This is a genomic window from Winogradskyella aurantia (assembly GCF_002266855.1).
Taxonomy (GTDB): Bacteria; Bacteroidota; Bacteroidia; order Flavobacteriales; family Flavobacteriaceae; genus Winogradskyella; species Winogradskyella aurantia.
In genome coordinates this window covers 568367-582230 of record NZ_NGJN01000001.1, presented here as the reverse complement: position 1 = coordinate 582230, position 13864 = coordinate 568367, and the positions used below count along the sequence as shown (strand labels likewise).

At 37.3% G+C, this 13864-nt stretch carries 11 protein-coding genes and 1 tRNA gene; 6 read left to right on the top strand and 6 right to left on the bottom strand.

The genetic code is table 11. From position 1 onward, the window contains the following. Nucleotides 1–73 precede the first annotated feature (73 nt). From CA834_RS02685 to CA834_RS02670, 4 genes are all read right to left on the bottom strand, one after another. Nucleotides 74–664 carry a HupE/UreJ family protein gene (locus CA834_RS02685; RefSeq protein ID WP_094967110.1) on the bottom strand — a complete coding sequence of 197 codons (591 nt, stop codon included), beginning with the start codon at nucleotides 662–664 and terminating at the stop codon, nucleotides 74–76. 231 nt (nucleotides 665–895) lie between these two features. Continuing rightward, nucleotides 896–1384: a hypothetical protein gene (locus CA834_RS02680; RefSeq protein ID WP_240507415.1), complete on the bottom strand. Its 489-nt coding sequence runs from the start codon at nucleotides 1382–1384 to the stop codon at nucleotides 896–898. Nucleotides 1385–1403: 19 nt separating this feature from the next. Beyond that, entirely contained in the window at nucleotides 1404–2504 is a 1101-nt protein-coding gene (locus CA834_RS02675; RefSeq protein ID WP_240507414.1) for a hypothetical protein, read from the bottom strand. 61 nt (nucleotides 2505–2565) lie between these two features. Continuing rightward, nucleotides 2566–2823 (bottom strand): hypothetical protein, encoded by a 258-nt coding sequence (locus CA834_RS02670; protein ID WP_094967109.1) that lies wholly within the window; start codon nucleotides 2821–2823, stop codon nucleotides 2566–2568. Between the two features lie 257 nt (nucleotides 2824–3080). Here CA834_RS02670 and CA834_RS02665 point away from each other — a divergent pair, with 257 nt between their 5' ends. The 3 genes from CA834_RS02665 to CA834_RS02655 are packed head-to-tail and all read left to right on the top strand — an operon-like array spanning nucleotide 3081 to nucleotide 7056. Further along, a complete protein-coding gene (locus CA834_RS02665) occupies nucleotides 3081–3605 on the top strand; it encodes an RNA polymerase sigma factor (protein WP_094967108.1) in 525 nt (174 codons plus the stop codon). A 48-nt stretch (nucleotides 3606–3653) separates the two neighbouring features. Further along, nucleotides 3654–4565 carry a FecR family protein gene (locus CA834_RS02660; protein WP_094967107.1) on the top strand — a complete coding sequence of 304 codons (912 nt, stop codon included), beginning with the start codon at nucleotides 3654–3656 and terminating at the stop codon, nucleotides 4563–4565. Beyond that, the gene (locus CA834_RS02655) at nucleotides 4552–7056 is read left to right on the top strand and encodes a TonB-dependent receptor (protein WP_094967106.1); all 2505 of its coding nucleotides are present in this window, start codon (nucleotides 4552–4554) and stop codon (nucleotides 7054–7056) included. Before CA834_RS02660 ends, CA834_RS02655 begins: the two co-directional genes overlap by 14 nt. A gap of 88 nt (nucleotides 7057–7144) precedes the next feature. On the opposite strand, the gene CA834_RS02650 is transcribed toward CA834_RS02655, so the two are convergent. Then, nucleotides 7145–7226: transfer RNA gene (locus tag CA834_RS02650), tRNA-Leu, on the bottom strand. A gap of 141 nt (nucleotides 7227–7367) precedes the next feature. Here CA834_RS02650 and CA834_RS02645 point away from each other — a divergent pair. The 3 genes from CA834_RS02645 (at nucleotide 7368) to pth (ending at nucleotide 9827) form a co-directional block, all read left to right on the top strand. Next, nucleotides 7368–8309: a ribose-phosphate pyrophosphokinase gene (locus CA834_RS02645; protein WP_094967105.1), complete on the top strand. Its 942-nt coding sequence runs from the start codon at nucleotides 7368–7370 to the stop codon at nucleotides 8307–8309. A 153-nt stretch (nucleotides 8310–8462) separates the two neighbouring features. Continuing rightward, nucleotides 8463–9116, top strand: coding sequence for a 50S ribosomal protein L25/general stress protein Ctc (locus CA834_RS02640; protein WP_094967104.1), 654 nt, complete (start codon nucleotides 8463–8465; stop codon nucleotides 9114–9116). A gap of 78 nt (nucleotides 9117–9194) precedes the next feature. Next, nucleotides 9195–9827, top strand: coding sequence for an aminoacyl-tRNA hydrolase (gene pth, locus CA834_RS02635; protein ID WP_240507412.1), 633 nt, complete (start codon nucleotides 9195–9197; stop codon nucleotides 9825–9827). Between the two features lie 46 nt (nucleotides 9828–9873). Here the strand turns inward: pth and CA834_RS02630 are convergent, their stop codons facing one another. Further along, nucleotides 9874–13839: a reprolysin-like metallopeptidase gene (locus tag CA834_RS02630; protein ID WP_094967103.1), complete on the bottom strand. Its 3966-nt coding sequence runs from the start codon at nucleotides 13837–13839 to the stop codon at nucleotides 9874–9876. Between the last annotated feature and the right edge of the window lie 25 nt (nucleotides 13840–13864).

Genomic DNA, 13864 nt, shown 5'->3' with positions numbered 1-13864 from the left:
TATTAACGAAGATAAAAGGATAGTATTTTATAGACAACGTACTTGAAGTTAAAGTTTTACCAAACTTTAGAACTTAGTTTAACAGTTCACTCCCAAAAATCATAGGAATAACCAAACCAATAACTATAGAGGAGACTACCATTATCCAATCCCTACGCGAAAATCTAAATAGGGTTTGAAACAATAAACCTAAAAACAATACCACAAAAACAATAATAACTTGAGCAATTTCAATACCTAGAGCAAATTCAACAAGTAACTCTATTTTGTTTGACGACTCACCTGCAAACATTCTAAACTCTCGTGCAAAGCCCAAGCCGTGGATTAGTCCAAAAAATAATGACGCAAAAAACAAGGGGCCTGCAGACTTACCCTTATCCTTTTTACCCGCTGTAAAAACGTTGTAAATGGCAGTAATTATAATTGTTATAGGGATTAAAAACTCAACTAGGTTGGCATTAACCTTAACTATACCATATGCTGCTAGCACTAAAGAAAATGTGTGCCCTAGAGTGAACATTGAAACTAAAATAAGGATCCGTTTCCAGTCCTTGAACAAATAAGGCACAGCCAATACCATTAAAAAGAGCACGTGGTCATAACCGTTTAAATCAAGCACGTGATTAATGCCATAGGACACATTAAACCAAAAATCGTTAAGCATAGTCTATTATTTGGGTTGATTTCAAAAGTACAATTTTTATTAATCTCTTCGAAAAAGCATGGCGCATTTATAACTCTAAAATAATATGGGTCCACCTTAATTGATTTAATTTGGACAGAAGTTCCTTTAAAGAAAAAAGCCAACCATATTACTATGGCTAGCTTCCAATTAATCCAATAATTTAAATCTTAAAATTACTGTCACCTTATTCAAGTATAAAGGCCTTTTCCATTAGTTCTTTTCAAAGGTCAGTAAATCAATATCTCCATTACCTCCACTGACATCCCTCAGTTCAATTTTAGTCGATGAGGCTGAAACGATATCCCAATCGTCATTCAAATCTTCAAAATCATTGGTATCGGGCACTGGAAAGAAAATATTAAAGTCAATATCATCATCGTCACTACTACTGTCATCATCACTATCATCGTCATCTGTTACAGACCAAGTCCCGTTTTGGGTATTAGATCCGTTCGTAGCCACTAGGGTGCCATTGGAATTAAATGTAAAATCATATCCTGCGAAATCTGAAGTTTCATCCTGACCTGAGTCATTGAAATTTGTGATTCGCCATGTGCCTGACTCTACGTCGTTTTCAATCTGTGCTATCTGTTGCAGGTTGTTGCTTGGGCTGTTGCCGTCATCGTCACTTGAACAGGAAGATAATATTAGCATAAAGCTTAATGCTAACAAAGCGCTGTAAAAAGGTCCTTTTCTCATAATTATAGTTTTCTAAGTTTTAGTTGCAGTTATCATTTTTAAACTCCAGTTCGTCATCATCTCCAATTTCAAAGCTCACTTCCCTTTCATTATCATCGTCATCATCGTCACTCTCTACTTCAATTTCTTGTAAATTCCAAGTGTCATTGATGTCATCAAATCCAGGAATATCAAAAATTACAGTAATGTTGTTACCTGTTCCACTAATAGACCATGTGCCATCGACGGTCTCGTCATCCCAGGTAACTGTTAGCGTATTGTCGTCAAAGAAATTAAATAGGTACCCGCTATAATTGTCTTCCAAATCCTCATCGTTACGCTCTAAGTCGTCTATATACCAATCAGCACATGATGTTAAAACAGATTCTAATTGATTTGGTGTACAATCATCACAGTCATCATCATTATAATCGTAGTCGTCGTCTTCATCACAGTCATCGTCATAATTATCTATAGCTTCCTCAAGCTCATTAAAGTTGTTAATGACAATCTCACTGCCGTCAGAAATTACAATGCTTATAGGGAATTCGAAACCTACAAGGTCATCTTCATCTATGTCGTCAAGAAACTCATAAAGCTCACTATCGCTTGTAAAAGTTACAGTTGCTAAAACCTCATTGTTAGTATTAAATACCGAGGCTGTAATAGGATATACAAAATCTATACATTCTATGTCATCATCATCTTCATCTTCACCATTACAATCATCAGCATAATCTTCTAACTCGTCTAGACTATTAATTTCAATTTCAGTATAGTCTGAAAGGATAATGGTTATAGGAAATTCTATCTCTACAGTATCATCGTCATCATCAAACTCATCAAATATATCTTCAATATCGTCATAATCGCCAATATCTGTAATAGTAATTACAACACTATTGATAGTGACTGTAACAGGAAGCTGAATCGTAAAGCAATTGGCGTTGTAAACGATATTGTCTACTGAGCCGTCATTCATGGCCACGTTTTGCATTTGCATAGCCAAGGCCGAACTGGCCGGTAATGTCGTTTCTTGAGGTGGGTCAATACTTAAATCGTCTTCGGTTCTACAAGAGGCCACTAATAGCAATGCCATTAAGCCTAAGAAAAAGTGGTGTTTTTTAAATTGAATTTTCATAATTAATTGAGTTTAAATAAATTGTTTTGTTTCTCCGTTTATTATATAACAACTATAGTTATCATTCTCCTGAAATATTTTCAACTTTTTTTAGCCTAATCTCTAAACGCCTTAAGTCTTGAGTAGTTTTCTTCAATTGTCTGTAACGTGTTTCTGCGATAGAATGTTTAAGCGTAATGACTTTATCGTTTGGGTTTTGGACCCTTAATAATCTCAGCTGAAGCACCTTATTTTTGTAAACGAAAAATTCGTTTTCCTTTAATTGAACGATACGGCTCACAAGTAAATTTGTATATTGTTTTTCAAAGTTTCTCAACATGGCATTAAGCTCGTTATTAGTTTATTACCTCCCAACCTGGCATTGCCAAAACGCACAAGCTACTCTCGTAATGAAATATTTTTCTTAGGCTCCTGGTCTTGCCACTTACAGCATGTAACCCTACGACTTCTCTTCAGAGGATATTATAATATTTTATTGAAGGTTTTTTAATTGTCTTTTTATATAAAACAATCCAATTATGAAATCTCCCGATTATACCATGAAAAAATATTATTTTTAGCTCCAAACCATCTTTTGTGAAAGAGAGTATATCTGAAAATATTTGTGACGAAAGCGTTTTTAATCGCATATACAACACCTTAGGCCATGATCTTCATAACTTCATTTATTACAAATACGGTTCACAAGTAAACGCCGACGATAAGGCACAGGAGGCATTTATAAAGTTATGGAATAACTGCACCAAGGTACAACTCGATAAAGCCAAGTCTTTTTTGTTTACGGTAGCCAATAATTTAGCCTTAAACGAAATTAAGCATCAAAAAGTAGTGCTAAAGTACCAAAAGAGCAAACCCGTAAAGCACAGCTACGAAACCCCCGAATTTATTTTAGAAAAAGAGCAGTTTGCAGAACGCTACCAAAAGGTTCTAGAATCCCTCTCCGAAGAACAGCGCGTAGCATTTCTGCTCAGTAAAGTGGAAGGTAAAACCCATAAAGAAATTGCCCAAATGCTAGACATAACCCAGAAAGTGGTAGAATATAGGATTTACAGTGCTTTTAAGGTTTTAAAGGAAAAGCTTGAAGCATTTAAATTAAAATAATTCAGGAGAAATGACAATGAAGTTGTTATACTATTAAATACGCACCCAATGAATAAGGACGAGTTACTAAAAAAATGGCTTAAAAATGAGCTATCCGCATCTGAGAAACAGGACTTTGAAAAGTTGGACGATGCTGACTTTAATGCCTATATCGTTGACTTTGCCAAACAATTTAAAGCATCTCATCATTCTGAATTATCAGATTTTGAAACCTTTAAGCAAGGCTATTATGAAACACAAAAACCTATTAAATCCTTAGCTTGGTTTTCACCTCTACTAAAAATTGCAAGTATTGTCGTGGTGGCTTTTGGTATTATTTATTTTACATTTTTAAACGATAGTGAAACCACTCTAAGAACATTGGCAAATGAAACCAACGAGGTCATACTACCTGATAATTCCAAGGTAAGTCTTAATGAGCTTTCCCAATTAGTGTATGACACTAACCATTGGGATAAAAAACGACTGCTACAACTCAACGGAGAAGCTTTCTTTGATGTTGAAAAAGGTAAGACCTTTGAAGTTAAAACCACTAACGGTGTGGTACGTGTTTTAGGAACTGAATTTAATGTAATCTCTAGGGATAGTCTGTTTAAAGTATCTTGTTATGAAGGTCTTGTGCAGGTAGGCTATAAAAATGACACCATTAAGTTGCCGGCAGGTAGCGAATTTACCTTAGTGGCTGATAATGCCCTAACGTCTAAGCTCATAATTACAGAACCACATTGGCTTAATCATATGAGCGTTTTTGAAAATGCCAACCTGAGTGATGTACTATCAGAACTAGAACGTCAATACAATATTAAAGTCAATAACCTAACCCAAAACACCATAAAGTTCACAGGTGCTTTTGAGCTCAATAATTTAGAAAATGCCCTTAAACAGATAACTCAACCCCTTAATTTAACCTACTCTATTCAAACTAATAACGAGGTTATCATAAGGAATGCCCAAGATTAATTTTCTCATACCTGTTTTTATTAGTTTACTTGCCTGCTATACGTTACAGGGACAAGACACCACACAAAAAGTGCCTATTACAGAAGTTTTAAATAAAATTTCTGAAATTCATGCCGTTACTTTTAACTATGAAAGTAGCCTTCTTGAAGGTTTAAAGGTTTTTCCACCACAGGAAAAGCTGAAACTTTCAGATAAATTAAAGCATCTTGAAAGACAAACTAATTTAACTTTCAATCCTATAAGCGACATGGTGATTGCCGTATCCAAAGCCATACGTCTCTGTGGATATATTGAAAATGGACGCACCGCGGAACCGCTTGAAGGCGCAACGATACAAAGCAATTCACAATATACCGTTAGCGATGAAAATGGCTATTTTGAGATACCCCTTTCATCTTTAGAAGATAAAATAATTATAAGGCATATTGGATTTAAAACCATTGAACGCCAGGCTAGGTTCTTTAACCTAGAGAGATGCGATAGCATAAAACTACTAGAGCAACAAGAGATGATAACGCCAATATTAATCGATGCCTATTTGGTTAGAGGTATAGACAAAAAACAAGATTGGAGCACATCTATAGATTATAAAAGATTTAGTCTTTTGCCGGGTTTGATCGAATCTGATGTCCTTCAAACCGTACAAGCTTTGCCCAGCATATTAAGCGTTGATGAAACGGTTTCAAATTTAAACATTAGAGGTGGTTCACACGATCAAAATCTTATTCTTTGGGACGACATTAAAATGTATCAGACAGGTCAATTCTTCGGGCTAATTTCAAGTTTTAACCCTCATATGACCCAGACTGCTAGCGTGCTCAACAACGGGACCGATGTTGCGTTTACCGATGGTGTTTCTGGCACGATCCATATGCAAACCGACCATAACCTAAATTCAAAATTTAAAGGTACTTTTGGATTGAATTTTCTAAATGCTGAACTTTTTACTGATATCCCCATCGGTCAAAAATCATCGTTACAGATTGCCTCCAGGAAATCTATAGATGATTTTATTAGAACACCGACCTATGAAGTGTATTTTGATCGGGTAACCCAAGCCACTGAGGCCGAAAATAATATTTCGGAGGTGACTAACTCCAATCAGGATTTTAATTTCTTTGACACCTCACTGCGTTGGTTGTACAAGCCTTCAGAAAACGATGTCATTAGACTCAACTTTATATTAACAAACAGTGATTTGAGCTTTAATGAAACAGCAAGTATTGAGGATGCCCTGCAAACCAAGGAAAGTAGTGTGTCCCAAAATAGTATTGCAGCGGGATTACACTACAAACGGAAATGGAATGACGCACTTGCCACCAACTTGGTTATTTACAATAGCGAGTATAAGTTACAGGCTATAAATGCTAATGTTTTGGAAGGACAACTCTTTTTGCAAGAAAACGTTGTTTCAGAAACGAGTATTAAGCTAGAAAATATCTACAGAAAAAACCTTTGGCAATTAAAACTTGGCTACAGTTTTACAGAAACCGAAGTCATTAATCTAAACGATGTTGACTTACCTAGATTTGTAAGACGCGATGAAGAAATTTTAAGAGAACATGGGGCTTTTGGTCAAGCTTGGTATACCAGTTCAAATAAGGATTTTTCGGTTAGAGGAGGTATGCGGGTTAACTATCTTACCAAATTTGATAAATTAATTATTGAACCCAGAGTGAGTGTCCGAAAAGCCATAGGGGACCATATTCAAATTGAGGCTTTGGGGGAATTTAAGCATCAAAACACGTCACAAATCGTTAACTTCCAAAACGATTTTCTAGGAATCGAGAAAAGGCGATGGCAACTCACAGATAATGACAGCATACCCATAATACAAAGTAAACAAGCATCAGTTGGCATAATGTACAAAAATGGGGGGTGGCTTTTTGATGCTAAAGCGTACTACAAAAATGTAAATGGCATAACCACGCAAAGCCAAGAGTTTACAACAAAGTATGAATTCGAAAAGGAAAAAGGCCAGTATGACGCTTACGGTTTTGAGCTGCTATGCCGAAAAAAGTTCAAACACTTTAATAGTTGGTTGAGCTATTCATACATCAACAACACCTATACCTTTGAAGCATTGGAAGAGCTAGAATTTCCAAGTAATTTTGACATCACCCACTCCATTACCTTAGGAAGTACCTACAGTAATAAGTCTTGGAATATATCGGCAGGTATCAACTATAGAACCGGCAAACCGACTTCCATACCATTAGCGGGCAATGAAATTGAAAATAACTCGGTAAATTTTGATAGTGCAAACAATAGGCGGTTACCTTATTATTTGAGACTAGATGCCTCGGCAATTTACAAGTTCAGAATAAGTGACGCCTTCCGCTCAGAAATTGGTGCTTCGGTATGGAACATAACCAACAGGGAAAACACCATCAGCAATTATTTTAGGGTTGGAGAGAATGACACTGTAAATGGATTTTCTAGATTTTCGTTAGGACTCACCACCAATGCGGTTATCCGAATTTATTTTTAAAACTAAGAGTCCTGTAAAATCTTTAACATAAAAAACGAGCTCCTCATAGGGAGCTCGTTTCTTATTAGAATACTTTAAGATATGTTTGTACTCAAGGTGGGAATCGAACCCACACTCCCGAAAGAACTGGATTTTGAATCCAGCGCGTCTACCAATTCCGCCACTTGAGCAATTTTCGGATAGCAAAAATATAAAATATTTTCCGCGGAGCAATCAAAAATACTACCTTTTATCTTTTTGCGAGTTAATTATTTTTCTACTTTTGACCTTTACTTTTTAAGAGTCATCAACCCAGTAAAACACAAATAAAAATGCCACACGAACCAGCTGAAGCTAAGATTTTTACATGTACTCAAAGCCGATACTTAGCAGAGGAAATTGCTGCCGCTTACGGCGTAAAATTAGGAAATGTTATTACATCTACATACAGTGATGGGGAGTTTCAACCTTCTTATGAAGAATCTATTAGAGGCACGCGCATTTTTATTATCGGGTCGACGCATCCTGGCCCAAAAAACTTAATGGAAATGTTGTTGATGATTGATGCCGCTAAACGCGCTTCAGCACGTCATATCACTGCTGTGATGCCTTATTTTGGATGGGCCAGACAAGATAGAAAGGATAAGCCACGAGTGCCCATTGCGGCAAAATTAGTGGCAAAGATGTTAGAATCTGCAGGGGCCACACGAATTATTACCATGGATTTGCACGCCGATCAGATCCAAGGGTTTTTTGAAAAACCGGTTGACCATTTATTTGCCTCAACCATATTTCTTCCCTATTTAAAAAGTTTAAATCTAGACAATTTAACCATTGCCTCCCCTGATATGGGCGGTTCTAAACGTGCGTATACTTATTCAAAAGCTCTTCAAAGCGATGTTGTTATCTGTTACAAACAACGCGCAAAGGCCAATGTCATATCGCATATGGAATTAATTGGTGATGTTACGGGCAAGAATGTTGTTTTGGTTGACGATATGGTAGATACGGCAGGAACCCTAACAAAAGCAGCGGACCTAATGATGGAGCGCGGGGCAAAAAGTGTTCGAGCCATTTGTACGCATCCGATTCTCTCTGGAAATGCCTATGAAAAATTAGAGAACTCTAAACTAGAAGAGCTGATTGTGACTAATTCTATTCCATTGACCAAAGAGAGCACTAAACTTAAGGTTTTAAGCTGTGCAAATTTATTTGCCGAGGTGATGTATAACGTTCATCACAATAAATCCATAAGCAGTAAATTCATACTGTAGGCGTAACTTGAGCTAAAAATTGGCGTCTGTGAATTAAACCTGCGCTTGCCCCCATAAAAAACAAAGGCAAAACACTAGGTATTTCATATTATATTTATAAATTTGCAGCCCTCAAAATGAGGAATTTAATTATTTATAAATAAAACATTTCAAATGAAATCAATTACAATCAATGGATCTCAAAGAGAAAGCGTGGGCAAAAAGTCAACAAAAGCCTTACGTAATGCTGGTCAGGTTCCTTGCGTATTATACGGAGGAGATAAGCCATTACATTTCTCTGCACCTGAATTGGCTTTTTCAAAACTTGTATACACCGCAAATGCGCATACAGTTGTAATTGGCCTAGATAATGGTGAAACGTACAATGCCGTAATGCAAGACATACAGTTTCATCCAGTAACGGATAGAATTCTTCATATAGATTTTTATGAAATCCATGAGGATAAAGAAATCACTATGGAAATTCCTGTAAAAACAGTAGGTGTTTCCAAAGGTGTTTTAAATGGTGGTAACTTAAGAATGCCTTATCGTAAACTTAGAGTTAAAGCCATACCTTCTAAATTACCAGATTTTATTGAAGTAGATATTACACCGCTTAAAATTGGTACCAAGCTCTATATCAATGAAATTGAAAGTGATGATTACAAGTTTATGCACCCAGATAATATTGTGGTGTGTCAAGTAAGACGAAGCAGACTGGCTATCGTCGATGTTGAAGACGAGGAAGAAGGTGAAGAATCTGAAGAGACTGCAGAAGGAGCAACTGAAGCTACTGCAGAAGCTCCAGCAGATAATGCTCAAGAATAAATAACGGATTCGTTAGACGAAATTTTAAAAAAGCATTCTATTCCAGAATGCTTTTTTTAGTTTTACAAAAATGAATTCATGTTAAAGCAACTTAAACAATGGTTAGGTCTATCTAAACCACTTCAGACCTCAGCAGAAGATGTTATGAAAAAGTTCTTATTAGTTGGGTTAGGAAATATTGGTAATGAATATACTGATACACGACATAATGTTGGCTTCAATATCCTAGACCATTTCATAAAGGATTATGAATCTACATTTGAAACCTTAAAACTTGGCGATATCGCCAAAGTGAAATTAAAAGGACGAACACTTATTCTTTTAAAACCTAACACGTATATGAACCTGAGCGGTAAAGCCGTAAAGTATTGGATGGATAAGGAAAAAATTCCTATGGACCATCTTTTGGTTTTAACAGATGACCTTAATTTACCTTTTGGTACTATACGATTAAAAACCAAAGGCAGTGATGGCGGCCACAATGGATTAAAAGACATACAGGATAAATTGCAGACGACGAATTACAATAGGTTTAGATTTGGTATCAGTGATAATTACAGCAAAGGACGACAAGTGGATTATGTACTTGGAAAATGGTCAGACGAAGAATTATCGAAATTAGACGAGCGTCTACAGGTCTCTTCAGAAGCCATAAAATCCTTTGTGCTTTCTGGAATGAAAGAAACAATGAACCAATTTAATGGCAAATAAAAAAAGAGGTTATTTCACCTCTTTTTTTATTGTCATTATTTAGTCATTAATCAACTATTATCTTCCTAATGGACTCACTCGTGCCATCTTTGATTTTCACTAAATAGATGCCAGAAGCTACATTCTGAAGATTTACCTCATAATTGTTATCAGAAGATGGATTAACAGATTGCATATAGATCTGCCTTCCATTAATATCATAGACCTGAATACTTAAGTTATCTGTCTGTGGATTAAACAGTGATACAGTGAAGATCCCATTGTTCGGATTTGGATAAATACTAAAACCAGTATTAAAAGACACTATTTCAGTGGACAGTGTCCCTAGTACACAGAGCTCTAATGTAAAGTCATCAATAGAACCACCATCTTGACCGGCGTCATCCGTAACACTCAGTGTCCAAATACCAGCTGAAAACTCACCGTATAAAGTTGATAAATCACCTTCAGGAACAAAAGACCCAGTAAATGGTGCAGACCCTGTGGTTATAGGGCTTGTAGCCTCTTGATCAAAAACAGTATCGATGTAATCATTAGCACTTCCTCCATTATCCGTACTTAATTCTACTACAGTGCCAGAGGGGCTTGTTAGGAAAATATCAAGATCATCTGTAAAAGTATGTGGAATAGTAATGCCTACATTAACATCCGTGATTTCAAAATCAAACGCGACATCTATGGTAGACGTGTAAGTAATACCTCCTGTAGTCGAAATTGCAATGGGTGTATCTGTTGCAGTTAAGCTATCACATTCTATATCACAAACGTCTCCAATACCATTGTTGTTAGAGTCGGCCTGATCGGCATTTGGTGTATTCGGACAGTTGTCATTCGCGTTAGGTACGCCGTCACCATCAATATCATCATCGCAAACATCACCAATACTATCATTGTCTAAATCCGATTGGTCCGTATTTGCAATAGCAGGACAGTTATCCGAACTGTCTGGAATACCGTCATTGTCTGTATCGGTTTGAGGAACGCCACAAATCTCTATAGACCAACTGTCGACGGTCCCAACATCAAAACCAGCATTGTCAGAAACGTTTAGTTCCCAATTACCTCCTGAAAAAGTACCATACAATATACTCAAATCACCATCTGGAATAAAAGCTCCTGAGAAAGGCGGTGCTCCAGCTCCAATTGCCTCCGTCGCTTCTTGATCAAACACTGTATTTGTATAGTTGGCACCACTACCTCCATTTCTATTCGACAAGACAACCTCAGTTCCGTTTGGTGCAATTAAAGTCAAGATCAAATCTCCGTCATAAGTGTGGGTGATATTCACTGAAACGTTAATATCTGTAATCAAAGATGTAGTAGGTACACTGATAAAAGAACTGACGCCTTGTGAGTTGTTATCTGGTATACCCAAGGGAGTATCCATAGCGCTAAAAATATTACAAGAGATATTTGCCGTTGTAAAATTTCCTTGCGAATAAGGTCCAATTCCACAATCATTTACGCTTCTTACCCTCCAAAAATAATCCGTTACTGTATTTAACGTCGATGCGGTAAAACTAGGGTTGTCCACTACAGTTCCGACAACAATATTTGCAAATGCAGGATCTGTAGCTATATCAATCTCGTAAGAAACTGCATTAGAATCCGGAGACCAAGAGAATTCTGCTGAATCCGCAGGTACATCTGTGGCTCCATTGAATGGTGTAAGTAAATTCAATATTGCAAAATTGTCATTGTAGGTGTTAAAATTAACATCAACAGAATTAGTAATTGAACCAGAAGTTCCTACGAATGTTAAAGGGTAATTGCCTACTGCCAAACTACCAATACCAGAAACCGTAACCGTTACGTTGGTGCCATCTGCACTAGCGGAAGCCGGATTGAATGTAGCTGAGGCTCCTGCAGGAAGTCCTGTGGCACTAAATGTTGTGACACCGGTAAATCCTAAAAAAGTATTGTACGTAAAATTAAAGACAGCATCAGCTGGTGAACACACATCCACAGAATTTTCAGCTAACCCTAATACAAATTCTGATTCTTGAATCGAGAAATTTGCACTATTAATAGCATAGAAAATATTATCATTACCTTCTACTTTAACTCTTGCCGTTGTAACATCGCCTCCACCAGTTACCGGAACTGTTATGTTTTCTGAACCATCATTAGGTACGTCTGAAGCTAAGGTAAATGGATACGAAAACCCACCATCTACAGAGAGTAAAATATTTACTGTTGGTGTGTTCACAGCACCCCCATCTGTACCAGCCACATCCCATGTGATGGTTTGGTTAGAACCAACATCCCAGGTTTCATTAGTTGTTTGAGAGGTCACTACAAAGGGTCCCGAAGACCCATCTACTGTGACGGTCATCGTATCATAACTGCTTTGCGGTGTCTGCCCCACCCCATTAGCTTCACTACGATCTCTTACGGTTAGAGCAAAATTTAATGTTCTCCCAACGTTTGATACGGTTTCCCAGCTTGAGTTATCTATAGTTTCAACAGGGTTTGATTCTGTCAATTGTCCGCTAATAACGCGCTCTACAAAAGGCATAAATCGGTTAGGGGAGGTATTTGGCGGTCTAGATCGCCATACCGCACCCGATGTTTTATCAGGTCCAAAATTAGAGGATGTGGTGACTCCATTGTCGATCTGTTCCCAAGTATAGGTTAGTGCATCCCCACCATCAGGATCTGTTGCGGCACCTTTTAATACAAAGGCTGTTCCTGCAGGAATGGTATAATCTAATCCAGCATCTGCGACAGGTGGATTATTCGCAATAGCCGTACCCACCCAACATGTCCTGTTCTGTAGGTTATTTAAGATTTGTAAAATACTGTAATAATGAAAATAAGGATCGGAATGATCTTGCACGTCGTTAGGGCCGGTAATACCAGCATAACCCATTATAGTCGTTCCACTTCCTGGCTCAGCGTTAACACCTGTACCTTCACTTCCAAACGAAAATGTATGGTTAGCACCCATTTGATGACCTATTTCGTGAGGCACATAATCGATATCAAAAAAATCAGACATGTAAGGTCCGCCGTCATTGTCTAAAAAAGAGTGAGATGAAAATCCGCTTCCTTTTTGCCCGTCAACGCAAACACAGCCAATACAACCGGCATTACCATTATTGCCCCCAAAATTAAATAGGTGACCAATATCATAATTGGCTTCACCAACATTATTCGTTAAGGTGGTTTGCAACTGCGAATTGAAACTGCCAGTGTATGGATCCGTAGCTGCACTAGGATAAATAATATTTGTGCCACTAACCAAGGTAAAGGTAACCGCCATATCGACCTCGAAAACTTCGTTATTTCTATTTAAAGTGGAAACTACTTGGGCTAAAGCATCTTGCTGCGCATTACCGTTAGCATTATTGCCATCATCCCAAAAATTGGTGTACTCTCCTGTTGTGGAAATTGCAATTCTAAAGGTTCTTAAAACCTGATCATTAGCATCTCTGTTCATATGTGCTTCACGATTCATTGGAAAGAATTCAGCATCTGTTAAACATTCAAAATCTTTAGTACTCGTCAATCTTGCGTCTCTAGAATAAAGCACATAATTGGAGGTATTCCCCTTAGTAATAGGTGCAATAAATTCCATTGGACCGTCAGCAGAGGTGACCATAGTCTGCAAACCTTGTGGTGTAATACTGAATCTTGCTCGAGTGCCAGGTTCACTAGAGCTAAACCCAACATAAGTTTTAATATTTGGAAACTCCAAGGAAAGTTCTTCAGATAACACCGGTGCCTCAAAGACCATAAATTCTTGAGTATCCCCTTTTAAGCTTGGTAGTGAGATACGTACTGATGAATTTGTGGTAACGTTGCGAAGTGGTGCGTTGGCGAGTTGTGCCTTTAGCGCACTCAAATCTAATCGAAACGTTTCGTAAAATTTTTCGTTTAAGGAGCTAATATTTAAACCAAGATTCTCATTTGATTTGTCTGTTTTCTGCCAATACCCTTGTTGGGCACCTAGAGAAAATACAGTTAAAATCATGGTTAATGCTAAAACAAAATGTAGTTTTGTCTTCATGGATTAAGTTTTAAAATTTGCGGAA

Excerpts from the sequence above, each read along its gene's own strand:
- CA834_RS02685 (WP_094967110.1), bottom strand. The coding sequence starts at position 664 with ATGCTTAACGATTTTTGGTTTAATGTGTCCTATGGCATTAATCACGTG.
- CA834_RS02680 (WP_240507415.1), bottom strand. The coding sequence starts at position 1,384 with ATGAGAAAAGGACCTTTTTACAGCGCTTTGTTAGCATTAAGCTTTATG.
- CA834_RS02675 (WP_240507414.1), bottom strand. The coding sequence starts at position 2,504 with ATGAAAATTCAATTTAAAAAACACCACTTTTTCTTAGGCTTAATGGCA.
- CA834_RS02670 (WP_094967109.1), bottom strand. The coding sequence starts at position 2,823 with ATGTTGAGAAACTTTGAAAAACAATATACAAATTTACTTGTGAGCCGT.
- CA834_RS02660 (WP_094967107.1), top strand. The coding sequence starts at position 3,654 with ATGAATAAGGACGAGTTACTAAAAAAATGGCTTAAAAATGAGCTATCC.
- CA834_RS02655 (WP_094967106.1), top strand. The coding sequence starts at position 4,552 with ATGCCCAAGATTAATTTTCTCATACCTGTTTTTATTAGTTTACTTGCC.
- CA834_RS02645 (WP_094967105.1), top strand. The coding sequence starts at position 7,368 with ATGCCACACGAACCAGCTGAAGCTAAGATTTTTACATGTACTCAAAGC.
- CA834_RS02640 (WP_094967104.1), top strand. The coding sequence starts at position 8,463 with ATGAAATCAATTACAATCAATGGATCTCAAAGAGAAAGCGTGGGCAAA.
- pth (WP_240507412.1), top strand. The coding sequence starts at position 9,195 with ATGTTAAAGCAACTTAAACAATGGTTAGGTCTATCTAAACCACTTCAG.
- CA834_RS02630 (WP_094967103.1), bottom strand. The coding sequence starts at position 13,839 with ATGAAGACAAAACTACATTTTGTTTTAGCATTAACCATGATTTTAACT.